Genomic DNA, 25,704 nt, shown 5'->3' with positions numbered 1-25,704 from the left:
AACGCTAATCAATATCTCGGCGTTATTCGGGATCAGGTGATTCCAGCTCTTTTAGCTGCTTCTGTTGCTTACTTTGGATCAGACGAATAGCAAAATAGATATCAGGTACAACCAACAGGTCATCGTCTGAACGATTAATTTTATTCTTCTCCAACCAGCTGTTGATTGATGTTCTACGCCCCGCCAGTACCAGTGTTACCCCTTTTGCTTTTAACGCCGTCACGATATCATTTAACGCAGAAAAAACGCTTACATCGTTATGAGTGAAGCTAACAGCGGCATCAACGATCACCCATGCTGGACGTTTGGGCTGATTATCCAAATGTTTATTTAAACGTTCTTTAAAATAATTAACGTTAAAATAGGTCAATGGTGAGTTAAACCGATAGATCAACACACCTTCAACAGGTTGAACGCCATTATCTTTAGAAATTGAATGTAGCATCCCTTGGTCATCAACCCCTAACAGTTGGTCTGTTGGACGGAAAATAACGCGAATAAACTGTAATAATCCAAGCAAAACCGCTAAGCCAACACCATTTATCAGCCCAGCAACTAATACCGCACCGAGTGTAAAGATACTCAGAGTAAAGGCTTGCTTATTGCGTTTGCGCATAGACCCTATATTACGAATACTGAGCAATGACCACGTCGAAACAATTAACACCACACCCAATGCAGGCATCGGTATATATTCCAATAAATCGACAGAAAAAAGCAGCACCATTGCAATCGCGACAGCAGCAACAATCGAGACCAGCTGAGTTTTCCCCCCCATCATATCATTTACCGCGGTACGACTACTGGCCGCACTAACCGCAAATCCTTGAGAGAATGCTGACGCAATATTGGCCATACCTAAAGCGCGTAATTCTTGATCAGCGTCGATGCTATAGCCATTTTTACTGGCGAAACTTCTCGCTGTCATCATAAAACTCACAAAGCTTATGACAGCCAAGTTTAAAGAAGGGGTAATTAAATCACGCATCAATCCTGGGTTAAATTGCGGCATAGGAATGAAAGGAAGCCCTTCCCCCAAATCCCCCACCACACTAATTCCATATTTTTCAATGTCGAAAACATAACTGACGAATGTAGCAAAGATCATCGCAATCAATAATGATGGCCACATGCTACGTATTTTTTTTATTGTAATGATAATGATGAATGTCATAACTGACATCAACAAAGTGGGAATATGGGTAGCCAATAATGCGGTTGGAAAAGCGACTAAGCGCTCAATAAAACCACTCGGCAAATCGACGATACCAAAAACTTTACCGATTTGGCTGACAATAATAGTAATAGCAACACCATTTAACAGCCCTTGTAAAATTGGTCGCGATAAAAAATCAGCAAACGTGCCTAACCTAAACCGAGCCGCAATCAAACACCACATTCCCGTCATGAGACTCATAACAATAATCAATTGCCATCGCGTTGCTTCATCCCCCATCGCCAAAGGGCTAACCGCAGCGGCAATCACCGCACAAGTTGCAGCGTCAGGGCCGATAATCAATTGTTTTGATGTGCCAAATAATGCATAAAAAATCATTGGGAAAATGCATGTATATAAACCGATAATGGCATTAATTCCCATCAGTTCAGCATAAGCAATTGCGACAGGCAAAGCGACTGCTGCAACCGATAAACCCGCTTTAACATCAGGACCTAAGTCAGCAAAACGATAATGAAATAACGTTTCTAAGCCGGGCATCCAGACAAACAGTCGCGCCTTTATCATTGTCAGAAAACTCTCTAAAAATTAATGAGTTAAATTATTATAGATACTATATATATCTGAAGTATCAAAGATTATCTATCACTTATCTCAAATAACCGTAAAATAATGCAAATATGATTGGTAACAAAGCGTGTTTATTGGTAAAAAGAAGCAAATTCTTAACAACTCATCTAAAAATCGGTTAAACTACCCCATTATCTTTATGCGAGGCTGTGGTACTCACTGTTATGAAACAACTTATTGATTTTATCCCTTTGGTGATATTTTTTATTGTCTATAAAAGTTATGATATTTTTTATGCCAGCGGTGCGTTACTGGTAGCAACCCCTTTAGCATTACTCGCAACATACCTGATTTATAAACACGTCGAAAAAGTCGCAAAAATCACTTGTATACTGGTGATGGTGTTTGCTTCCCTCACCTTGATTTTCCACAGTGACGCCTTTATCAAATGGAAAGTAACCATTATTTATGCATTATTTGCTTTGGCATTACTGATCAGCCAATGGTTCACTAAAAAACCATTAATTCAGCGTATGTTAGGTAGTAATCAAGAAATTAAGTTACAAGATAGTCATTGGGTTAAATTAAATAGCGCATGGGCTATTTTCTTTATTGTCTGTGCGGCATTAAATATCTATATCGCGTTTTGGTTATCGCTGGATACTTGGATGAATTTTAAAGTGTTTGGTTTAACCGCGGGAACGTTAATTTTTACTGTCCTCAGTGTTATTTATATTTACAAAAACATGTCGAAAGAACCCATCGAACAAGAAAAGTAATAGATTAGTTACGCGATTACGAATAAAAAAAAAGAAAACCTGCATTTGCAGGTTTTTTTATTTTTAACGGCCTCTTCCGAGAGCCTGATCTATTTTCTTATCTGTATTGTATTGGGATAAGGCATACACTGACCAAATTGCGGCAGGAAGCCAACCAATTAACGTAATTTGTAGAATGAGGCAAATAATGCCGGCGAATGGGCGACCGATAGTAAAAAACTGTAACCAAGGTAATAAAATTGCCAATATCAATCTCATATTATCTCCCTAGAGTTTACGACCCAACTTTAGCAAATATTTTGCCATTGTAGACAGTCAAGTCTCAATATGAAATATAAAAAACACTTCTTGCAGTTTCTTTGCATATTTTTAGTCTATTTATTTGCTTTTATTGCCTTATAAAAAGCTATTGATAACACATTCCAGTTATCTTTTGACGCTTTTAACAGCAATAAGCGTATCAGTTCATGATTCATCGTGACGGATACGCTCATTCTAGTTTATGATGAGAATGGGTTTAAATATTTCTATATTTTGATAAAGAGTTTGATATGCAATTACCAAACGGGGAATTAGTCTTACGTACTTTAGCCATGCCAGCAGATACAAATGCAAATGGTGATATTTTTGGTGGCTGGTTAATGTCTCAAATGGATATTGGCGGTGCAATTTTAGCAAAAGAAATTGCACTTGGGCGCGTTGTCACTGTTGCCGTAAATGGCATTAAATTTCAAAAACCTGTCGCCGTTGGTGATGTGGTTTGCTGCTATGCGCGTTGTTTAAAAACAGGTAAAAGCTCCATTACCATTAATATTGAAGTATGGGTAAAAAAAGTGGCGACAGAGCCAGTGGGTCATCGTTATCGAGCAACAGATGCCGTTTTCACCTATGTGGCTGTTAATGATGATAATTCGCCTCGTCAACTACCTCAGGAAAAACAATATTTTCAGTTAGAGAGCACTGAGTAACTTTGCATATCAATTCGAGTACCTGACCAATCAATAACGCCCCCAAAACCTATTTAGCCGTTTCTGGGGGCGTTTTATTTTCTCTATCGTTTAACAAAACGGCTTTACACTTGGCTTACTGTGCCATCAATTTTGAAATATATTTCCGTCACATAACCTTTTGCAGGCAATTTTTCGAATGTCCAACGATTCATCGCGCGTTTTACGTCACGTTCAAATAAACCTTTTGGCGTTGCTTCTACAAACTCAATATTGGTAACACGCCCATCAGCATCAATGTCATAGCGAACCTTAACGTAACCATCTTTACCTAAACGGCGAGCACGTTCTGGGTAAGAAGGAGCCTGTTTACGGATAGCTTTAGGTCCACGTTGACTGGTAGATTGAGAGCTCGTTGCCCCTTTGTTGTTTGCAGTGACATTCGCCGTTGATTTAGGCGCCGCGGCATTCAAGTTAGATAGCGGTTTTAAATCGTTGTTTGCTAGCTGTTTTTCAACTGGCTTCGCCTCTTTCTTAACTTCACGTTTTTCTTCTTTTTTAGGCTTTGGCTTTTTCTTAACTTCAGGTTTCTTTTCTAATGCGATAGCCGGTTCAACAACGGGTTCAGGTTCAACAATAGGTTCTGGTTCTGGCTCAGGTTCTGGTTCAGGTTGTGGCGTTGGTTCCGGTTGAGCGGCGGCAGGCTCGACCGCGGGTTCATCCGACTCAAATGCAACCATGGCTATCGTCATAGGCTCCACCACGGTTGCTGTCTTCGGCTGATTGAAAATCCATGCCATAGCAAGCCCTGCATGAATAGACAACGAAATGATAATAATAAGAGGCCAACGGATCCAACGCATACGAATTTTCTACCCTACGACTTTCAACCTAAAGAATATGATCGATAGTTTAAATGCAAATAGCAATCATATTCAATAAGGTTTGTCATTCAAAGTGAAAATTGTGAGACTGAGCCCTACTCTTTTTACTCACTCCACTGGGTAAATAGTAAGGAACGGCGGCGTTTATAGATATCAAATTTTCTGATTGAGTAGATATGCATATTGCGCCTTGAATGCCCTTCAAGCCAGCGTCGACGGCGTCTTAAGGATTGTCTTAACATCCGCCAGCGACCCACTTCATGCCTACTACGTCTCATTTTTTTATCCTTTTGATTACTGAATTTAACTACGAGTGAAATTGGTAAAATATTATAGACCTTTAGTCGCGCTAGCCAAGAATAACCTTAAAATTGGTAAAATATTTCAACTCTGCATGAATTTGATATCAAAAGATAACTATCAAGAGAATAAATTGTTTTTTCATTATTAATCTATAAGATTTAGCAAAGCTTTTAAGATGACTTTTTGCTAAATTCTATTAGGATTAACATCAGTTTTTATTTTATAAGGTCTATTTCATTTTTTGACTATTTTTACACTCTCCTATTTTGTGAGGCATGTAATCGATTATGGCAACCGTGTATACGCTATTGAGCTGGTTATTGTTTTTCTTATATTGGTTAATAATTGCAGCAATTACCGTTCGAATTCTTGTGAAACGACGCCCTGTCACCTCAGCGATGACATGGTTATTAATTATCTATATTCTGCCATTAGTCGGTATTATCGCCTATATTGCATTCGGCGAGCTCCATTTGGGGAAACGGCGTGTTGATAAAGCACAGCAAATGTGGCCATCTGTCGCGACTTGGCTTGAAAACTTGCGTCATTCAAAACATATTTTTGCCACTGAAAATAGCCCTGTCGCCGAGCCACTTTTTCAGTTGTGTGAAAAACGCCAAGGTATTGCTGGCGTTAAAGGGAATCGCATTCAGCTCCTGACTACTTGTGAAGAATCCCTTAAATCTATCGTCAACGATATCAACAATGCACAGCATTCTATTGAAATGGTATTTTATATCTGGCAACCCGGTGGATTAGTCGATGGCGTTACCGAAGCCTTACTCAACGCGGCTAAACGTGGTGTAAGATGCCGCATTATGGTGGACTCTGCGGGTAGTTGGCATTTTTTCCGTAGCGATTACCCCGCCAAAATGCGGGCTGCTGGAATTGAATTTGTTGAATCATTAAAAGTAAATCTAATGCGTTTTTTCTTGCGCCGCATGGATTTACGTCAACACCGTAAAATTGTGGTGATCGATAACTATATCTCTTATACCGGAAGTATGAATATGGTTGACCCACGCTATTTCAAGCAGGATGCTGGTGTGGGTGAATGGGTCGATATTTTGGTACGTATGGAAGGCCCTGTCAGTACCACGTTAGGTATTGTTTATGCGTTTGATTGGGAAATGGAGACGGGACAACGTATTTTGCCACCGCCACCAGACACCAATATTATGCCATTTGAACAAGCTAACGGTCATACCACGCAAATGATTGCTTCTGGTCCAGGTTTCCCTGACGAGTTGATTCAACAATCATTAATGACGGCGATTTTCTCCGCTCGTAAACAGCTCATAATGACTACGCCTTATTTCGTTCCTAGTGATGATTTATTACACGCTATTTGCACCGCAGCAATGCGTGGAGTCGATGTCAGTATTGTGATGCCAAGGCAAAATGACTCGTTTCTTGTTCGTTGGGCAAGCCGTTCGTTTTATTCTGAGTTGTTAGAAGCCGGCGTCAAAATTTATCAATTTGAAGATGGACTCTTGCACACGAAAAGTGTTCTAGTTGATGGAGAGCTTAGCCTCGTAGGCTCGGTCAACTTGGATATGCGGAGTTTATGGCTGAATTTTGAAATCACCGTTGTGATCGATGATAAAAACTTTGGTAGCGACCTAACGATGGTACAGTATGATTATATCGCCCGTTCTACACGACTCGAAATCGAGGAATGGGAACAACGACCATTCTGGAATCGCGTTGTTGAACGTTTATGCTACTTCTTTAGCCCGTTATTGTAATTTATTTAACTTTAGGAACTGTCATGACTAAGCCACTAACTGTACAACTTATCGATGAGGATGAAATCATTGAAATAGCCTATGACTTGTTCCTAGAAGGCGCTATGACAAACTTAGAGCCTGCTGATCAGGTGATTTTTGCCCTGCAATTTGAAGAGTGTGGCGCTGCTGAAATTGTGCCACTGACTTCGCATTGGCAAAGCATTATTCAACCTGAATTTAATTTAGAAAATTTTAGCGAAGTGATTATTGGCTTAGCGCAATCCGCAGATGAAGATATTAACGATATCTTTGCTCGAGTTTTGATTAGCCGTAATCCAGCCGTTCCCTTCCACCATATTTTATGGAAGCGTTGATCAATATTGATACGGCTTTCGCATAAAATACGCATTAAAAAAGGGCCTAACGGCCCTTTTAAATTTCATCGTTAAAGTGGATCAACCTTTAAACAAGATACCGCATGTTTAAAACTTCCCTCTAACAAAGGCTTCGTTTTCGCACAACCTTCATCAGCTAATGGGCAACGAGTTCTAAACACACAACCCGACGGTGGATTAATGGGAGAAGGTAATTCCCCTTCCAATAACTCTATCGCTTTATTTTTCTCTTTATCCGGATCAGGAACAGGCACTGCTGACATCAAGGCTTTCGTATAAGGATGAAGAGGATTGTTATACACCTCATCATAGGTTCCCAACTCAACCGCATTACCTAAATACATCACTAATACCCGGTCAGAAATATGCTTTACGACGGCCAAATCATGAGCAATAAAGATCAAGGATAAGCCCATTTCCCTTTGCAATTCTTGCAATAAATTAACCACCTGTGCTTGAATGGACACATCAAGTGCAGATACTGGTTCATCACAAATAACGAGTTTAGGTTCAAGGATCAGTGCTCTTGCAATCCCAATACGCTGACATTGTCCACCAGAAAACTCGTGAGGATAACGGTTGATTAAATTGGGTAATAACCCTACTCGCATCATCATTTTTCTGACTTTTTCCGTCACTTCAGATTGACGCATCTTTGGATTATAGGTTTTCAACGGTTCAGCGATGATATCACCGATTGTCATACGCGGATTTAGTGACGCCAAAGGGTCTTGGAAAATCATTTGAATGTCGTTACGTACGTCTCGCCACTGTTTTTCATTTAACCCTAGTAAATCACGTCCTAACCAACTGACGGTGCCTCCCGATGATTTCACTAACCCAATAATAGCGCGAGCAAAAGTGGACTTTCCACACCCAGATTCCCCCACGACACCCAGTGTTTCACCTTCATATAAGCGCAGTGTCACACCATCAACCGCCTTTAAACTTTTATCAGGCTGCCAGAACCATTGTTTTTTGTCTCGAATAGCAAAATGAACTTTTAAATCATTAACTTCGAGCAAAACGGGTCTATTTTCATGCTGTGTCATACCAACTCCTCCACTGGATTAAAGCAAGCTCTCAAACGATCCGTTGAAAAGACGCTCAGCTCAGGCTCATGTTCAATACATTGTTCATTCGCATATTGGCAGCGCGGAGAAAATGGGCAGCCTTTTGGCAGGCGCAACAAATTAGGCGGGTTACCAGGTATGGTTGCGAGGCTTTCATCATCACCATCCAAACGCGGTACTGCTGCAAGTAATCCCAACGAATAGGGATGAGAAGGATGATAAAAAATATCGCGCGCTGTGCCGTATTCCATGGTACGCCCTGCATACATCACCAGAACTTTGTCACACACCCCAGCAACCACGCCTAAGTCATGAGTGATCAAAATAATAGCGGTATCAAACTCTTGTTTCAGTTCATTTAATAACGTCATGATCTGCGCTTGAACCGTAACATCTAATGCCGTTGTCGGTTCATCCGCTATCAATAATTTAGGCTGACACAATAATGCCATGGCGATCATGACACGTTGACGCATCCCACCAGAAAATTCATGAGGATACATATTCATTCTTTTACGGGCTTCTGGCATTTTTACTGCATCGAGCATACGTACGGACTCTTCAAAAGCTTCCTGTTTCCCCATACCTTTATGCAGCATTAGCACTTCAGATAATTGTGTTCCAATTTTTAAGTAAGGATTTAATGACGTCATAGGATCTTGGAAGATAATCGAAATCTCTTCTGCTCGCATCCTATTCAAATCCTTTTCTTTTAAATTAAGGATTTCACGACCATTAAATATGGCCGAGCCACCTATTTTGCCATTACGGGCTAACAACCCCATGAGAGCGAAAGCCGTTTGGGATTTTCCTGAACCTGATTCTCCCACAATACCTAAGGTTTCACCGGCACGTAATTCAAAATTCAGTTTATTAACGGCTGTTACATCACCATCTGGCGTTGAAAAAGTGACGTTGAGATCTTTAACTCTCAGTAGAGGGTTAGATGATTTAATTTCAGACATAGTCATTCCCTCTAGCGGTCTTTCGGGTCGAGGGCATCACGTAAACCATCGCCGATAAAGTTAAAACAAAATAGTGTGACAACAAGAAAACACGCTGGGATCAATAATAACCATGGCGTCACTTCCATAGAATTAGCACCATCACTTAATAATGCGCCCCAACTACTCAACGGCTCTTGAGTACCTAACCCGAGAAAGCTTAAAAACGATTCAAATAAGATCATACTTGGCACGAGTAATGATGCATACACGACAACAACACCTAATACGTTAGGAACAATATGGCGTAAAATAATGTGGCGAGTGCTCACACCACAAACTAAAGCGGCCTCAATAAATTCTTTTCGTTTCAGCCCTAAGGTTTGCCCACGCACGATACGCGCCATATCCAACCAAGAAACCATACCAATAGCGACAAATATCAATAAGATATTCGTGCCAAATAATGTCACTAGCAAAATCACAAAGAACATAAATGGAAATGAGTTTAAGATCTCCAATAAACGCATCATAAAGGAGTCTACTTTTCCACCAACATAGCCAGCCAGAGAGCCATAAAGTGTGCCCACAATAACAGCCACAAGTGCAGCAGCGACTCCAACCATCAGAGAGATACGCCCACCGATAGCGACCCTAACTAAAAGATCTCGACCAGAAGCATCGGTACCAAAATAGTGCCCACTCGCCATATCTGGCGGCATCGACATCATTTCCCAGTCCGTATCATCATATAAAAAGGGGGATAACATCGGTGCAAAAATCACAAATAACGTAATCAAAAATAGGACAAACAGGCTAAATATTGCAGCACGGTTATGCATAAATCGACGTCGTGCATCCTGCCACAAACTACGCCCTTCAATATCTAATTGCTCCGAAAGTTTTTCCAGAGCTTCACTATTCTTTTGATTCAATAACACAGTGTCTTCTCCGGATTAATAACGAATTTTCGGGTCGATAACAGCGTATAACACATCGACAATCGCATTAAAGGCAATGGTCAATACACCGACTAAAATTGTTAGACTAAGAACCAATGAATAGTCACGGTTCAATGCACCATTAACAAATAATTGCCCAATGCCTGGTAAACCAAAAATCGTTTCTATCACCATTGAACCTGTGATAATCCCCACAAATGCAGGCCCCATATACGAAAGCACAGGAAGCAAAGCAGGTTTCAATGCATGACGTAAGATGATAGTACGAAGTGGTAAGCCTTTTGCACGCGCAGTACGAATGAAGTTTGAGTGCATAATCTCTATCATTGAGCCACGTGTAATACGTGAGATGCTTGCAATATAGGCTAGCGATAATGCCACCATCGGTAATATCATGTGTTTGATATTACCGCCGTCCCAGCCACCACCAGGGAGCCATTTCAAATGAATGGCGAAAATCAGCACCAATAGCGGTGCCACTACAAAGCTGGGGATGACAACCCCCGTCATGGCAAACCCCATGACCGTAAAGTCCCATTTACTATTTTGATTTAATGCGGCAATAACGCCAGCAGACACACCAAAGAATACGGCAACGATAAAGGCAGTAGCCCCTAATTTTGCAGAGACAGGAAATGCTTTCGCGACTAAGTCGTTAACACTATAGTCTTTATATTTAAATGATGGGCCAAAATCACCTTTAGATAATTGCACTAAATAGTTGAAATATTGCTTATACATCGGATCATTTAAGTGATATTTCGCTTCTATATTCGCCATAACTTCAGGCGGTAGTTTACGTTCTCCCGTGAAAGGGCTGCCTGGTGCTAACCGCATCATAAAAAATGAAATCGTAATAAGAATAAAAAGTGTCGGAATCGCTTCTAGTAAGCGACGTATAATAAATTTTAACATTGCCCTTCCCTACATCTGTTGCTTAGCCGGACCAATCATCACATTGTTGTCCGGCTCCTCAGAGCCGGACTGTTATTGTTAGTGCTTAATAATATAAAGGTCTTTAGTATGAAGGTTATCGAGAGGGTCTTTACCTGTATAACCCCCCACATACGGTTTAACTAAACGCGTGTTTACATAGTAGTACAATGGCACAACAGCGGAATCTTTATCTAAGATTTTTTCAGCTTTATCATAGAGATCGGCACGTTCTTCATCCGTTTTCACTTGCAACGTCTGTTTCATCGTAGCATCGAAGTCTTTATTCTTATAATGAACAGTATTATTACTACTATGGGACAGTAGCATATTGAGGAAAGAAGAAGGTTCGTTATAGTCTGCACACCAACCAGCACGAGCAACATCATAAGCGCCTTGATGTCGGCTATCTAAGAAAGTTTTCCACTCTTGGTTTTCTAATTTGACTTCTGCGCCAATGTTTTTCTTCCACATTGAGGAAGCGGCAATCGCAATACGCTTATGTAAATCAGAGGTGTTATACAATAAATTAAACTTCAATGGATTTGCTTTGTTGTAACCCGCTTCTTCGAGCAGCTGTTTCGCTTTTTCGTTGCGCTGCTCTTGCGTCATATTCGCATACCAATCTGGCTTTTCCGTTTTCATGCCGTTGGTAAATGGTGGTGTAAACCCATAAGCAGGGATATCGCCTTGAGCTTTCACTTTATAAGTAATGACGTCTCTATCCATAGAAAGTTTTAATGCTTCCCTTACACGAGGATCATTAAAGGGTGGCTTTTCGTTGTTAATTTCATAGTAATAGATACACAGATAAGGATTTACCCGTAGCTCATCTGGCATATTTTTTTGCAGCGTTTTAAATTGCTCAATGGGTAAATTACTGTAAGTCATGTCGATTTCACCGCTACGGTAACGGTTAACATCGGTAACTTCAGAGGAAATTGGTAGGTAAGTGACTTGGTCGATAATGGTATTAGCATTATCCCAATAGCTCGGGCTACGCTCAAGGACAATGCGTTCATTGACTGTCCAGTCTTTTAATTTATAAGCCCCATTCCCCACAAAGTTTTGTGGTTGAGTCCATTTTGCACCATATTTTTCAATCACTTTTTTGTTTACTGGTGACATTGAAGAATGGATCAAAAGTTTAGGGATATACGGTACTGCTTCACTCAATTCGAGAACAAGGGTATGGTCATCTAATGCTTTAACACCGAGTTCTTCTGGTTTTTTCTTACCAACAATAATGTCATCTACATTTTTCAAGTGCGCATACTGTAAATAGCTTGCATAAGGAGAAGCGGTATCAGGGTCAACAAGACGTTGGAAACTATAGACAAAATCGTGGGCCGTTACGGGATCTCCATTTGACCATTTAGCTCCCTCACGAATTTTAAAAGTCCATTCTTTAAAATCTTTATTTTCCCAGCTGACTGCCGAGCCAGGCAAAATTTCACCATTTGGTCCAACGATCGTTAGACCTTCAAAAAGATCACGAGCTAAAGCGGATTCCGGAACACCTTCAATTTTATGTGGATCAAGAGATTGAGGTTCAGAGCCATTATTACGAACGAGTGTTTGTTTCTGCGCAAGCTCAACACCAGCAGGTACCGTTGCAGCAACACTACTCGTCATCCCTCCAGCCATCAATCCAGCAGTAACACCTAAAGCAACCATGGTTTTATGAATGTATTTACTCATCTTATCCGTTACTCCCATACCATATTTCATTGTTATATTGTGGATTGTGATGCTTACCAACGCGGTAAACTGTTTATTATATTATTTTAGTACTATTTATTAGTTTGGTTTATATATAACCGCTTAATATCCATATAATCAAGAGGGTCTTTACCTTTAAATCCTCCAATTGCTGGGTTAACCAATCGAACACTTACTCGGTAATAAACAGGAATAAGCGCTGAGTCTTGATCAAGCAAGGCCTCCGCCTGTTGATAAATTTGCTTGCGCGCTGCATCATCAGGCGCAACTAATGCTTTTTCTAATAGAGAATCGAACTGAGGGTTTTTATAGAAAGCGGTATTATTACTACTATCTGAAGACATGATGTTCAAAAATGCAGAAGGCTCATTATAGTCGGCACACCAAGTCGCACGTACGACATCATAATTACCGTCGTGGCGGCTTTGTAATGATGTTTTCCATTCTTGATTTTGTAAGCTCACTTCTGCCCCAATATTTTTTTTCCACATGGAAGCAGCAACTATGGCTTGCTGTTTGTTTTGATCAGAAGTGTTATAAAGCAGAGAAAATTTAAGTGGATTCGCGGCATTGTAGCCTGCTTCAGCTAAAAGCGCTTTTGCACGTTGATAGCGTTTCTCATCACTCCAACTGGCCCACTCAGGCGGTGAAAAATCACTATTATTAATAAAAGTAGGCGTAAAACCATAAGCAACTATCTGCCCTTGTCCCATAATTTTATGAGTAATAATGTCTCTATCCAATCCGAGTTTTATGGCTTCTCGCACTCTGGGGTCAGTAAAAGGTGGCTTGTTATTATTAATCTCATAATAAAAAGTGCATAAGTAAGGACGAACATATAATTCATCTGGTCGCTCTGATTGCATTTTTTTATATAAAACGGGGGGAATAGCGGAATTACTAATATCAATTTCACCACTACGATAACGATTGACATCACTGACTTCCGACGAAATGGTTAAAAAAGTTGCTTCATCTATTTTGCTATTCTGATTATTCCAATACAAAGGGTTACGTTTAAGAACAATACGTTCGTTAACAACCCACTTATCCAATAAATAGGCGCCATTTCCGACAAAATGATTACTTTGCGTCCACTTATCCCCATATTTTTCAATTGCTTGCTTATTTACGGGTTTCATCGCCGTATGGTTAAGCATATCAATAAAATAAGGCACAGGATGGCTCAGCGTGACTTGTAAATGTTTTTCATCGAGTGCTTTTACACCTAGCGACTCCAGTGGTTTTTGACCTTTTAAAATCTCAGCAGCATTTTCAATATAGGCACTTTGCAGATAACTTGAATAAGGTGAACCTGTTTTTGGATCAGCTAATCGCTGCCAACTGTAAACAAAATCTTGGGCAGTCACAGGAGAACCATCGCTCCATTTCGCATTATCTCTGAGCGTAAATACCCAAGTGGTATAATTCTCATTAGTCCAACTTTCAGCCACGCCTGGCGTGACTTTACCGTCAACATCCGTATAAATGAGCCCTTCAAGCAGGTTAAGGATAATACTGGTTTCCGGTATACCCTCAACTTTATGTGGATCTAATGAAGCAACTTCAGAACCATTATTAATCGTAATAGCTTGTTTAACTGCCGTCGCTACAGGCGCGGCATTAGAATGAAATGCAACTAAAAAAATAGGTAGTGAACACAAACTCTTATAAAGAAAATTCATCATCACCCTCAAAGGTTATAAGTGTTGCTACAACAAAATCCAGCACTTAATCGGCTTATTTCGTCAAAGTAATATCCTAAGTTAGCGATACCACTCACCTTTTAGATTAGTTTTCATAATTCACAAGTACCACCTATAAAAAACAACAAATTGTTAACATTGTGTAATTATGCTGAAATCTATCGTTACTATACAAATCAATAAACATTATGATTTTACGGTACTAACAGAGGATTTATCTGTTATTGCTATATTTAAATACCAAGGACTGGTTTAAACATATCATTAACATTAGATAAATTAAATAGCGTAAAAATTTACTCAGCTCACATTTCCTTACTTTTTATACCTTCTTTGACAAAAAATGCGACATATTATTATAAGTATTGCCAGACTATAATAGTACAAAATAACAGCACATTAATGTGTGAAATTATCCCTTTGATGACAATCAAATAATGATATTGGGCTTTTATTTTTTCTATTAACACGAGATAGTACAAAAATTCACATACGCTTTATTGCTTAAGCAGTATAACGTTCAGAATATTATTACTAATGCGATAACAACCTAATTAATCGCCATATTAGTGACGATTAATTAGGAGGTATTAGTCATTTTTGGAGTGGATTAGAGAAGGCCTGGGAATATCGCTTTAACACCTGTGACAATGAACTCAATCCCCAATGACATCAGAAGTAAGCCCATAATACGCGTCACGACGTTGATACCTGTTTGTCCTAAATAACGAACTAATAATGACGCTGAACGAAACAGTAACCAGCAACAAAATGCAAATACAATACTTGTCAGCGCAAGGCCGATAAAATTTTGCCATCCATGCCAGCGAGATGACCAAACGATACAAGAACTAATTGCCCCTGGCCCTGCCATTAAAGGTAACGCAAGAGGAACCACGCCGATACTATCACGGACGGCAGTTTCTGTTTTCTCTTGCTTATTTTGTTTATCTTCACCAATTTTCCCACTGATCATTGACATTGCGATAGTCACTATCAAGATCCCCCCCGCAATACGAAACGAATCAATAGAAATACCAAATAGCTGAAGAATAGAATCGCCAATTAATAAGGACGTACATAAAATGATAGCTACAGAAGTATTCGCGATCGTATTGGTTTTATTACGCCCTGCACTACTTTGATAATTGGTCATGCTAATAAACACAGGTAAGATCCCTACTGGGTTTACTAACGCAAAAAGGCCGATAAAAAATTTTATATAGCCTGATAAATCAAGTAATCCTGCACCCACTCATTAGCACCTTCAAAAAGTCTCGTTTGAGAAAATGATCGATAGATAAAGTTTATCATTAAATTAATGAAATACATTGTGCTAAGTTTTGTTTTAGTTACCACGATTAACCATCGGCTTAATAAGCATACAAAAAGCAGGCTATTTCTCTATTTCACCAGCGTAATAACGATATTTTTGGTTAATTTCCAAAAAAGAAGCGAATTTGGCTAAAATTGCCTTGCTGAAAGGTTTCAGTTTTGATTTTTTGTGATTTAGATCACGTTAATAAATATGAATAATGTTAATCTATTCTTAACTGATAGGGAGAGAAAATTTAAGAAAAGTACGCTTTTCATATTGATTTAAAAGCTTTTTAAGCCAATAAGCGGATAAGCAAAGTATGATAATAAATATAAACTATAATTATCTACTCACTTTTGTAACACCGTTGTGTTTCTGGATGCACTGCTCATTGGCTTAAAAAGTTTAACATTTATCAGGAGTAATCTCTATGTCAGTAACTAATGTTACCGAACTCAATGACCTCGTTGCTCGTGTCAAAAAAGCTCAGCGTGAATTCGCTAACTTCTCTCAAGAACAAGTTGACCGTATTTTCCGCGCAGCGGCGCTTGCCGCAGCAGATGCACGAATCCCTCTCGCAAAACTGGCGGTTGAAGAATCAGGCATGGGTATTATTGAAGATAAAGTGATCAAAAATCACTTTGCTTCCGAGTATATATACAATGCCTATAAAGATGAAAAAACCTGTGGCGTGCTTTCAGAAGACCCAACTTTCGGTACCATCACAATTGCAGAACCTATCGGCATTATCTGTGGTATCGTGCCAACCACTAACCCAACATCAACCGCTATTTTTAAGTCGCTAATTAGCTTAAAAACACGAAATGCAATTATTTTTTCACCACACCCAAGAGCAAAAAATGCAACCAATAAAGCGGCTGAAATCGTTCTAAAAGCAGCAATAGCCGCGGGTGCCCCAAAAGATATCATCGGTTGGATAGATGCGCCATCTGTTGAATTATCCAATGCACTCATGCATCACGATGACATCAATCTGATTTTAGCAACTGGTGGTCCGGGTATGGTAAAAGCCGCCTATAGTTCCGGTAAACCGGCTATTGGTGTAGGTGCGGGAAATACCCCTGTAGTGATCGATGAAACTGCGGATATCAAACGCGCTGTTGCCTCTATTTTGATGTCAAAAACGTTTGATAATGGCGTGATATGTGCCTCAGAACAATCCGTTGTGGTCGTTGATGAAATCTATAATCAAGTTCGTGAACGCTTTGCTAGCCATGGCGGCTATATTTTGCAAGGCAAAGAACTGAAAGCCGTTCAAGACGTTATTCTTAAAAATGGCAATCTCAACGCCGCCATTGTTGGTCAACCCGCCTACAAAATTGCGGAAATGGCCGGTATCACTGTTCCTGTGACGACAAAAATTCTGATTGGTGAAGTTAAAGTCATTGATGAATCAGAACCATTCGCTCATGAAAAACTTTCCCCACTACTCGCCATGTATCGTGGTAAAAACTTTGAAGATGCCGTAGAAAAAGCAGAGTTACTGGTGGAAATGGGCGGAATTGGTCACACTTCTTGTTTATATACAGATCAAGATAACCAAGCTGAACGCGTTAATTATTTTGGCGTGAAAATGAAAACAGCGCGTATTTTGATTAATACCCCTGCCTCACAAGGTGGTATCGGTGACCTATATAACTTTAAATTAGCGCCTTCTCTCACACTGGGTTGTGGTTCATGGGGGGGTAACTCCATCTCTGAAAACGTTGGACCAAAACACTTAATTAATACTAAGACTGTGGCGAAAAGAGCTGAAAATATGTTATGGCATAAACTTCCTAACTCAATTTATTTCCGTCGCGGTTGTCTTCCTATTGCCCTTGAAGAGATAGCAACGGATGGCGCAAAACGTGCGTTTATCGTGACTGATGGTTATTTATTCAATAATGGCTATGTCGAAGAAGTCATTAATGTCCTTAAACAACATCATATTGAAACTGACGTCTTCTTTGAAGTTGAGGCTGATCCAACCTTAACCGTTGTCCGTAAAGGTGCAGCACAAATGAACGCCTTCAAACCTGATGTCATTATTGCATTAGGTGGTGGCTCACCAATGGATGCCGCCAAAATTATGTGGGTAATGTACGAGCACCCAGAAACCCATTTCGAAGAGTTAGCATTACGCTTTATGGATATCCGTAAACGTATCCATCGCTTCCCCAAAATGGGCGTGAAAGCAAAATTAGTCGCTATTACCACAACGTCTGGTACTGGTTCTGAAGTGACACCATTTGCGGTAGTTACTGATGATAAAACAGGTCAAAAATATCCATTAGCAGACTATGCTCTAACGCCTAACATGGCGATCGTTGATGCAAACCTAGTCATGAACATGCCGAAATCGTTGACTGCATTTGGTGGTTTAGATGCTGTGACGCATGCTCTAGAAGCTTATGTTTCTGTTTTAGCGAACGAATACTCAGATGGGCAAGCACTACAAGCGCTGAGCTTATTAAAAGACTATCTGCCCGCTAGCTATCATGAAGGGGCGACTAACCCTGTGGCAAGAGAACGTGTTCATAACGCCGCTACCATTGCAGGTATTGCATTTGCAAACGCCTTCTTAGGGGTATGTCACTCAATGGCCCATAAACTGGGGTCTGAATTCCATATACCGCACGGATTAGCTAATGCACTATTAATTAGTAATGTGATTCGTTACAACGCTAACGATAACCCAACCAAACAAACCGCATTCAGCCAATATGACCGCCCACAAGCACGTCGTCGTTATGCTGAAGTCGCTGACCATTTAGGTCTGACGAAAGCGGGTGATCGTACCGATACGAAGGTTGAGAAGCTATTGGCTTGGCTTGAAGAGATCAAAGCAGATTTAGGCATTCCTAAGTCTATACGTGAAGCTGGCGTTGCTGAGGCAGACTTCTTAGCGCATGTTGATAAGTTGTCTGAGGACGCGTTTGATGACCAATGTACAGGTGCAAACCCACGTTACCCATTAATTTCCGAGTTAAAACAACTGCTACTTGATTCCTATTATGGACGTGAATTTACTGAAGAACCTGTTGTCGCAACCGCGAAAACAGAAAAGAAAAATTCAAAGAAATAATTAAATAATTGCACAATTAATAAAAAGGCACTGATTAAAAACCAGTGCCTTTTTGGTAATATAATAAGTAATTATTTATTATACACTTTTATCAACTAATAACGCCCTGCCTCTGTTTTATTTCAGTAACCATCAATTAGTTAGCGTTAATTAAAGTGAATAGCAACCTTAGGAATAACCCCTTGATTCATTAGTTTTGCTTGTTCGATGGCTTCCGTATAGTGCTTACGACACACTGAAATATACTTCTCGTTACCGCCTATATCGACCTGTGCGCCTTCGTAGACGGGAATACCATCATTCCCTATCCTCAACACTTTATTTGCTTTACGACCGCAATAGCACACTGTTTTTAATTCGACTAATTTGTCTGCCCATGCTAATAAATATTGACTACCCGCAAACAATTCTCCTGAAAAATCGGTTCTCAGGCCATAACATAAAACGGGAATATCACAGTTATCGACAATATCGCATAGCTGTTCAACTTGCTGTTTTGTTAAAAATTGACACTCATCAATTAAGACACAATGTACCTTTTTTATCCCATTTTCACTTTTGATGATTTCAGCCATATTCGTTGTAGGCGAAAATAGTAACGCATCCGCAGACAGCCCAATTCGAGAAGAGACTTTACCTTGCGAGAAGCGATTATCGATTTCAGCGGTGAAAATCAATGTGCGCATTCCTCTTTCATTATAGTTATAAGAAGATTGCAGCAGGGATGTCGATTTTCCCGCATTCATAGCAGAATAGTAAAAATATAGCTGAGCCATCAGCCTAGTTCCTCTAAATTAATAAACGAAATAATCTTACCATAAAACATGTTATTAGATTAACAATCCGCATTTTAAGGGTTTAAAAACAGCACAATACACAAAACTCTATTGGCTTTAATGAATTTAGACTGATACTAAACACCTTTTTTGCTCCTATAACAGGTAAAATAACGAACTATCGTTTGTGCAAAATAGCCTGTTATTTTATCAACCATATAGCTAGCCTGCTGTATCAAAAAAAGAAAATTTACGTTTAGGCTCATTTATTTGAGCTTTTACCACTAATAAAGATGTCACCGTTTACGAGTGAGTACCTCAAATTATAATCCAAAAAAACTTCGGTTAATTGAATCCGTTTTTCATTAGTTTGGATATTGATAATAGCGGTATATATATCAGTGAAAAGTTAATATTTCTTTTGTAAAAAAATTGCTTTTGGTAAAGATAACTTTTAAACTAATAGTGTAAATTAGCTATTGCAGAAAATAAAATAGCATTCTATTATTAGTGTACACAGGCCAACAATTAAATTTGAGACCAGGAAAATGAGCGAATCTTTAAAAGCATTAAATAACATCCGTACTCTTCGTGCACAAGCAAGAGAAATTGCTTTAGAATCACTGGAAGAAATGCTGGAAAAATTAACCGTCGTTGTTGAAGAACGTCGTGAAGAAGAAAATCAAGCTCGTGCAGAGCTAGAAGAGAAAAGCCGTAAGCTGGAAAGTTTCCGTCAAATGGCAGAGGAACAAGGTATCGATCTAAACGAACTTGTTCAAATTTTAGATACAGGTAAAGGCACTAGCACTCGTGCTAAACGTGCTGCTCGCCCTGCTAAATACAAATATGTTGATGAAAATGGCGAAACTAAAACTTGGACAGGCCAAGGCCGTACGCCAGCTGTTATCAAGATTGCCATTGAAGAACAAGGTAAATCTTTGGACGATTTCTTAATCTAAAATTTTAACCTTATTCAAAAAAACGCCCTAATATTAGGGCGTTTTTTTTATCTGATATTTGTTTTTTTTATTATATAAGCCTGTCTATACAAATAGCACCGCCAATATTCCCTGTATTAAATAAAAGCCCCCTAACCCAAACACCGCAACCTGCTATAACCGTCGTTGAACTTTTTATCTCCAAGTTATTTATCATTATGATTTAAATTTTGTCACACCATAAAGTAAAGTTATGTAATTTGCCCTACCCTCAAACGCGTGATTGAATAATCAGATTTAGGGTTATACAAAAAAATGATGTATTTACCCATTCAATATGTAAATTAAATTAAATAATAATTTACATTACACTACCCTTAACTATCGACTGTTCTAAAATCAACAAACAAAAAAAGCCAACCTTCCAGTTAGCTTTTATCAATCATCATAGAGAGAAGCTGTGTTATTTAGAACTGTTCAACTCGTGTGATAAATTTTTAATCCATTGGGAAAAGTCTTTGCCTAAAGTATCATGCTGCAACCCATATTCTACAAAGGCTTTCATATAACCTAGCTTATTACCACAATCATGGCTTTTACCACATAAGTGATATGCTTCAACAGGTTCATTATTTTCCATCATGATGGCAATAGCATCGGTTAATTGAATTTCATCACCAGCTCCAGGTGCTGTTTTCGCCAATGTATCCCAAATTTTTTCGGATAAGACATAACGTCCAACAATAGAAAGGTTTGATGGCGCTTCTTCTTTCTTCGGTTTTTCAACCATACGACTGATTGGTTTACTATCACCAGGAAGTAAAACCGCACCATCACAATCCACGATACCATAATTGGATACTTCATCTTCTGGAACAGGCTCGACTAAAATTTGACTCGCACCTGTTGCTTCAAAATGTTCAAGCATTTCGCTCAAATTAAATTTCGTTAAATCGGTGCTATAGCGGTCTAAAATTACGTCGGGCAAAATAACGGCAAAAGGCTCATCACCCACAAGTGGTTTAGCACACAAAATTGCATGGCCTAATCCCTTAGCGATACCTTGACGCGTTTGCATAATAGTGACATGACTAGGACAAATAGATTGCACCTCATCAAGTAACTGGCGTTTTACACGCGCTTCTAAAATAGCTTCAAGTTCAAAACTCGTATCAAAGTGGTTTTCAATCGAGTTCTTTGATGAGTGAGTGACTAAAACAATTTCATTAATACCTGCTGCGATACACTCATTAACCACATATTGAATGAGTGGCTTATCAACAAGAGGTAACATCTCTTTTGGAATTGCTTTAGTCGCTGGAAGCATACGTGTGCCGAGACCCGCAACAGGAATGACTGCCTTACGTACCTTTCTTTGTGTCATATTCGTCATAACTCCAGAATTCTCCTAAGCACCTTATTCTATAGACTAAATCAACAGTAATAATGTGGTGCGTTTTTAGTGCGAGGCAGTATAACAGGAATAATTTCTGGATAAATAGTACTAATCCCTAATAAGGAATGATATTGCATCTAATGGATTAAATTTAAACAAAACTTAAGCTTCTGGATTAAACATTAATTTAATATTTTGATGATTATTCCAAATTCGACACTGCCAAAATGTTCCTCGAACATCCAAATGATTGGAGGGTTGATGCTTTAAAGTGCCTAGCGGAACACTTCGTGACAAGCTATATTGTGCGTTTTCGGTAGATACTTCAACCTCCAAACCACCACTAGCCAAAATAATTGCTTTATTATATGTATTGAAATACCCCAGCAATATTGGAAATTGCCCGCTAAAACCAGAGTCTTCTAATAAATAATTTATCTGATTAATAATTTTATCAATTTTCGGCAACTTTTTATCAGGAAAACTCACCGCATTTTTTAATAAGTCATTAAATACAACCCGGATCAAAAATGCTGCCATGATACCTTCTCGAGGCGAACGCTCAATATCAATACAGTAAAAACCAATTTGTGTATCTGATATCGGGGCTAAATCCAGTAATAATCCAAATTGGTTAATTGCATTTAATTGACGGTAATTAATTCGATAGCCATTAATAACCTGATTTACTGGTGGTTGCAGTTGTTTTAAGACAGGAATGATATCCTGCTCATCATAATCCATTAATGATGAGATATCTTGAGGATGTAATGTATTTATCAGTTCACTATCATATAGCTCTGGATAAAGATTGGCATGAATCGTGACTTTCAACTCTTCTAAATTTTTGATTGGCTTTAATAAGGCATCTTTTGCTCCCAACCTCAGCATACGATCCAACTGAGTAAAATCGGTTGTCGCCGATATCACAATGACAGGTATATGAATATGCTGAGCGACCAGTTCTGACATAAAAGCCTCACCACTCATCACTGGCATATTAAGATCACACAAAATAACATCCGGCCTAATTTTTTCGACCGTGAGTCTTATTAATGCGCTTTGACCATTATCAGCGACGAAAACCTGCATACCTTGTGCTTGTAAGTACCCTTCTAACATTGAGCGAAAAATTTTTTCATCTTCAACGATGAGTATCTTTTTATTTTTCATGTTGAACCTACTTCTGGCTATAATTGGCGATTAACTACCAATACTATTATTCATATGACAAAATCATTGTACTATCACTTTTAAAGTATAGTTATTTTTATTACCTATACTTATTTTTATAGAGTAAAAAGATGGAACAATCCTTAAACCAGTGCTGTTTTTGTGGCAATACCGCACCTTTTGACCAATGTTGCCAACCTTATCTCGAAAATAAAGCGACGCCTGAAACCCCAGAACAACTGATGCGATCCCGCTATAGTGCGTATGTGACACACAATGCGGATTATCTTATCGCAACTTGGCATCCTGATTGTCAGGCTGAACAGTGGCGAGAAGAACTCCAACAAAGTTTCTCACAAACGAAATGGATCTCTCTTCGTGTTATTAGTTCTTCTTATGCTAAAAATAGCGATGAAGGATATGTCGAATTTTCAACTTGCTTTATTGATGAAAAAGCTGATCATAAACAGCTTATTCATGAACGTTCCCGTTTTCTTCGCATAGATAAACGTTGGTATTACATAGATGGTGTGACACCTAAGACGGGTCGAAATGACCTATGCCCATGTGGTTCCGGCAAAAAATTTAAAAAATGCTGTAACAATAATTAGTGGTTATGTTTTACCCATCGTAACGGAAATGCAGAATGTATCGCTTGCTGAATTGTTTGCTTTATCATTCACGCGGCTAACTGGTTCACAGAGAGAAGATTTATCTTTGTGCACCAGAGCGTTATGAACCTAGTCATAAGTCGCCGCAAAGAAAGAATGATAGCCAATTCGCTTTGTAAGTTAAGGATCAGACACCTCCATGCAACAAAAAAATGTACAAAAAAAAGTCCTTCGCACTATATGTCCTGACGCAAAAGGATTGATCGCTAAAATCACCAATATTTGTTACAAGCACCAACTCAACATAGTCCAAAATAATGAATTTGTTGATCATCGTACTGGTCGGTTCTTTATGAGAACGGAGCTTGAAGGGATTTTTAATGATGAAACCCTTCTCGCTGACCTAGATGATGCATTACCAGTAGGTTCAAAACGTGAATTAAATTCATCGGGTCGTCGTCGCATCGTGATTATGGTTACGAAAGAAGCTCATTGCTTAGGTGACCTATTAATGAAAAGCGCATACGATGGCTTAGACGTTGAAATTGCAGCTGTTATCGGTAATCACGACACACTAAAAAACCTTGTTGAGCAATTTGGTATTCCTTTCCATCATATTAGCCATGAAGGTTTAACCCGAGAGCAGCATGATGAGAAAATGATTGCGCAAATCGACCAATACCAACCTGATTATGTTGTTTTAGCCAAATATATGCGTGTATTGACTCCCGCATTTGTCCAGCACTACCCGAATCAAATCATTAATATTCATCATTCATTTTTACCCGCCTTCATTGGTGCCCGTCCATATCATCAAGCATATGAACGGGGCGTTAAAATCATTGGAGCAACCGCCCACTTTGTTAATGATAATCTTGATGAAGGCCCTATTATCACGCAAAACGTCATTAATGTAGACCATACCTTCACTGCTGACGATATGATGCGAGCGGGTAGAGATGTAGAAAAAAACGTGCTTAGCCATGCATTATATTGGGTATTAGCGCAACGCGTTTTTGTTTACGGAAATAGAACTATTATCTTGTAAGACACTTAGCTGCTGTTTAAATATGCATGCAGAGTAAAAAAACAGCACTTAAACAGCTTTTAAAAATTAATGCTTTACAGGGGCGCGTCATTTGATATGATGCCGCCCGCTGTCAACGAATACAGCAATTCAAAATCTGGTGGGATACCCAAGCGGCCAAAGGGAGCAGACTGTAAATCTGCCGTCACAGACTTCGAAGGTTCGAATCCTTCTCCCACCACCATTCAAGCAACTCCCTGACCTAAATCATCAATAGTATCCATAAAGCGATTTAACACACTCGAATGTGATTTAGACTTATAAATATAGCAACTACACTCATCTATAATGGAATTCAAGGGAATATATTGCAGTAAGTTGTCCGCGATTTCATGCTCAGGATAACAATCAATAATAGCAATAAAATCACCCACTTGTAGAAAACTTTGACAACTACTGATGTTATCCATTTGCCGAACACTTGCTTTGTTACCCTCAAGCTCCACCTTTTCGAGTAATTCCCCCATTAAATTACTCTTATAGAATGCAGGGTCACATAACCAAGTACAATTTTTTAATAGTGCCATAATATTATGTTGATGCTTTTGATATAGCTCACTTCGACAAAAAATTCCTAATGATGCATTTTCTATTTTTCGTTGTAAGGAAAAACGCTCACTCACGACTGGCTGTGAACTTAAAATTAGTGTATTTCCATCATAATCGACTATTTCATCAACCTCCTCATAATTAAATCTTAATATATTAATTTGGACATTATTTTTATTAGCGGCTTGATAAAGATTAATAAGAAAGTTTTCTTTCCCCCAGTCATAATAAATATTTGCTTCATTGACAATATAGCCCGTGAAATGTTTTTTGGTTATTTCTTTCTCCTGCAAGTAAAGATCGCGCAAGTCATTATATAATTCTTGTCCATCTTTAGTTAAAGTCATACCAAATTTTTCTCTCTTAAATAACCGCTTACCCAAGCTGGTTTCGAAATCTTTAATCGACTTGGCGATAGGTGGCGTCGTTCGGTTCATCACTCTAGCAGCCTTACTTAATGAGCCATTTTCAACAACTGCCATAAATGCCTCTAATTTTCTTGAAAAGAACATATCTATGACCCCATTCTGTTTATTAAACATGCAGAATCCAACATTATTAATCATTAAAAACAATATGTTGAATAGCCCATCACTTGACATTTCAGATGAAAACTTTAATTTAACTTTTCATTGAATGAGTA

23 protein-coding genes and 1 tRNA gene are annotated in these 25,704 nt (G+C 39.0%); 9 read left to right on the top strand and 15 right to left on the bottom strand.

The features are described 5' to 3' along the window. Positions 1–22: 22 nt before the first annotated feature. Positions 23–1,744, bottom strand: a complete 1,722-nt coding sequence (locus tag G3341_RS09915; RefSeq protein ID WP_163861552.1) for a SulP family inorganic anion transporter — start codon at positions 1,742–1,744, stop codon at positions 23–25. A gap of 227 nt (positions 1,745–1,971) precedes the next feature. On the opposite strand from G3341_RS09915, the gene G3341_RS09910 reads away from it, so the two are divergent. Then, positions 1,972–2,526 (top strand): septation protein A, encoded by a 555-nt coding sequence (locus G3341_RS09910; protein WP_163861549.1) that lies wholly within the window; start codon positions 1,972–1,974, stop codon positions 2,524–2,526. A gap of 63 nt (positions 2,527–2,589) precedes the next feature. On the opposite strand, the gene G3341_RS09905 is transcribed toward G3341_RS09910, so the two are convergent. Continuing rightward, positions 2,590–2,784: a YqaE/Pmp3 family membrane protein gene (locus G3341_RS09905; protein ID WP_154624648.1), complete on the bottom strand. Its 195-nt coding sequence runs from the start codon at positions 2,782–2,784 to the stop codon at positions 2,590–2,592. 293 nt (positions 2,785–3,077) lie between these two features. On the opposite strand from G3341_RS09905, the gene yciA reads away from it, so the two are divergent. After that, on the top strand, positions 3,078–3,494 hold the full coding sequence (gene yciA / locus G3341_RS09900) for an acyl-CoA thioester hydrolase YciA (RefSeq protein ID WP_154624649.1): 417 nt from the start codon (positions 3,078–3,080) through the stop codon (positions 3,492–3,494). Between the two features lie 104 nt (positions 3,495–3,598). On the opposite strand, the gene G3341_RS09895 is transcribed toward yciA, so the two are convergent. Continuing rightward, entirely contained in the window at positions 3,599–4,336 is a 738-nt protein-coding gene (locus G3341_RS09895) for a TonB family protein (RefSeq protein WP_154624650.1), read from the bottom strand. A 125-nt stretch (positions 4,337–4,461) separates the two neighbouring features. Beyond that, positions 4,462–4,635 (bottom strand): YciY family protein, encoded by a 174-nt coding sequence (locus tag G3341_RS09890; RefSeq protein WP_154624651.1) that lies wholly within the window; start codon positions 4,633–4,635, stop codon positions 4,462–4,464. Between the two features lie 312 nt (positions 4,636–4,947). Here G3341_RS09890 and cls point away from each other — a divergent pair, with 312 nt between their 5' ends. Together cls and G3341_RS09880 are read left to right on the top strand one after the other, a co-directional pair. Continuing rightward, positions 4,948–6,408 (top strand): cardiolipin synthase, encoded by a 1,461-nt coding sequence (gene cls / locus G3341_RS09885; protein ID WP_154623662.1) that lies wholly within the window; start codon positions 4,948–4,950, stop codon positions 6,406–6,408. A gap of 23 nt (positions 6,409–6,431) precedes the next feature. After that, entirely contained in the window at positions 6,432–6,764 is a 333-nt protein-coding gene (locus tag G3341_RS09880) for an HI1450 family dsDNA-mimic protein (RefSeq protein WP_154623663.1), read from the top strand. A 71-nt stretch (positions 6,765–6,835) separates the two neighbouring features. On the opposite strand, the gene oppF is transcribed toward G3341_RS09880, so the two are convergent. The 7 genes from oppF to G3341_RS09845 form a co-directional block, all read right to left on the bottom strand. After that, positions 6,836–7,837 carry a murein tripeptide/oligopeptide ABC transporter ATP binding protein OppF gene (oppF, locus tag G3341_RS09875; protein ID WP_163861546.1) on the bottom strand — a complete coding sequence of 334 codons (1,002 nt, stop codon included), beginning with the start codon at positions 7,835–7,837 and terminating at the stop codon, positions 6,836–6,838. Beyond that, a complete protein-coding gene (locus G3341_RS09870) occupies positions 7,834–8,823 on the bottom strand; it encodes an ABC transporter ATP-binding protein (protein WP_163861543.1) in 990 nt (329 codons plus the stop codon). Before G3341_RS09870 ends, oppF begins: the two co-directional genes overlap by 4 nt. A gap of 11 nt (positions 8,824–8,834) precedes the next feature. Then, positions 8,835–9,743, bottom strand: coding sequence for an oligopeptide ABC transporter permease OppC (oppC, locus tag G3341_RS09865; RefSeq protein WP_163861540.1), 909 nt, complete (start codon positions 9,741–9,743; stop codon positions 8,835–8,837). A gap of 15 nt (positions 9,744–9,758) precedes the next feature. Further along, complete coding sequence (oppB, locus tag G3341_RS09860; RefSeq protein ID WP_154623666.1) at positions 9,759–10,679, bottom strand: oligopeptide ABC transporter permease OppB; 921 nt, start codon at positions 10,677–10,679, stop codon at positions 9,759–9,761. A 78-nt stretch (positions 10,680–10,757) separates the two neighbouring features. Then, complete coding sequence (oppA, locus tag G3341_RS09855; RefSeq protein ID WP_154623667.1) at positions 10,758–12,398, bottom strand: oligopeptide ABC transporter substrate-binding protein OppA; 1,641 nt, start codon at positions 12,396–12,398, stop codon at positions 10,758–10,760. Positions 12,399–12,490: 92 nt separating this feature from the next. Further along, entirely contained in the window at positions 12,491–14,107 is a 1,617-nt protein-coding gene (locus G3341_RS09850; RefSeq protein ID WP_410241963.1) for an ABC transporter substrate-binding protein, read from the bottom strand. Between the two features lie 628 nt (positions 14,108–14,735). Beyond that, positions 14,736–15,380: a YchE family NAAT transporter gene (locus G3341_RS09845; protein ID WP_163861536.1), complete on the bottom strand. Its 645-nt coding sequence runs from the start codon at positions 15,378–15,380 to the stop codon at positions 14,736–14,738. Between the two features lie 493 nt (positions 15,381–15,873). On the opposite strand from G3341_RS09845, the gene adhE reads away from it, so the two are divergent. Continuing rightward, positions 15,874–18,531: a bifunctional acetaldehyde-CoA/alcohol dehydrogenase gene (gene adhE, locus G3341_RS09840; protein WP_154623668.1), complete on the top strand. Its 2,658-nt coding sequence runs from the start codon at positions 15,874–15,876 to the stop codon at positions 18,529–18,531. Between the two features lie 146 nt (positions 18,532–18,677). Here the strand turns inward: adhE and G3341_RS09835 are convergent, their stop codons facing one another. After that, positions 18,678–19,307: a thymidine kinase gene (locus tag G3341_RS09835; RefSeq protein ID WP_154623371.1), complete on the bottom strand. Its 630-nt coding sequence runs from the start codon at positions 19,305–19,307 to the stop codon at positions 18,678–18,680. Positions 19,308–19,855: 548 nt separating this feature from the next. Between G3341_RS09835 and hns the strand changes: the two genes are divergently transcribed. Continuing rightward, the gene (gene hns, locus G3341_RS09830) at positions 19,856–20,266 is read left to right on the top strand and encodes a histone-like nucleoid-structuring protein H-NS (RefSeq protein ID WP_163861532.1); all 411 of its coding nucleotides are present in this window, start codon (positions 19,856–19,858) and stop codon (positions 20,264–20,266) included. A 442-nt stretch (positions 20,267–20,708) separates the two neighbouring features. Here hns and galU read toward each other — a convergent pair whose 3' ends face one another. Both galU and rssB read right to left on the bottom strand, forming a co-directional pair. Next, complete coding sequence (galU, locus tag G3341_RS09825; protein ID WP_410241975.1) at positions 20,709–21,629, bottom strand: UTP--glucose-1-phosphate uridylyltransferase GalU; 921 nt, start codon at positions 21,627–21,629, stop codon at positions 20,709–20,711. 174 nt (positions 21,630–21,803) lie between these two features. Further along, a complete protein-coding gene (rssB, locus tag G3341_RS09820) occupies positions 21,804–22,814 on the bottom strand; it encodes a two-component system response regulator RssB (RefSeq protein ID WP_154635699.1) in 1,011 nt (336 codons plus the stop codon). A 131-nt stretch (positions 22,815–22,945) separates the two neighbouring features. On the opposite strand from rssB, the gene G3341_RS09815 reads away from it, so the two are divergent. From G3341_RS09815 to G3341_RS09805, 3 genes are all read left to right on the top strand, one after another. After that, positions 22,946–23,425: a YchJ family protein gene (locus G3341_RS09815; protein WP_154623828.1), complete on the top strand. Its 480-nt coding sequence runs from the start codon at positions 22,946–22,948 to the stop codon at positions 23,423–23,425. A gap of 199 nt (positions 23,426–23,624) precedes the next feature. After that, positions 23,625–24,473: a formyltetrahydrofolate deformylase gene (purU, locus tag G3341_RS09810; RefSeq protein WP_154623829.1), complete on the top strand. Its 849-nt coding sequence runs from the start codon at positions 23,625–23,627 to the stop codon at positions 24,471–24,473. A gap of 138 nt (positions 24,474–24,611) precedes the next feature. Next, positions 24,612–24,696, top strand: a tRNA-Tyr gene (locus G3341_RS09805). Between the two features lies 1 nt (position 24,697). On the opposite strand, the gene G3341_RS09800 is transcribed toward G3341_RS09805, so the two are convergent. Further along, a complete protein-coding gene (locus tag G3341_RS09800; protein ID WP_154635702.1) occupies positions 24,698–25,573 on the bottom strand; it encodes a LysR family transcriptional regulator in 876 nt (291 codons plus the stop codon). Between the last annotated feature and the right edge of the window lie 131 nt (positions 25,574–25,704).

This window comes from Providencia vermicola, from assembly GCF_010748935.1.
Taxonomy (GTDB): Bacteria; Pseudomonadota; Gammaproteobacteria; order Enterobacterales; family Enterobacteriaceae; genus Providencia; species Providencia zhejiangensis.
Note: the sequence above shows the minus strand (reverse complement) of the source record. Positions and strands in the feature narration are given on the sequence as shown.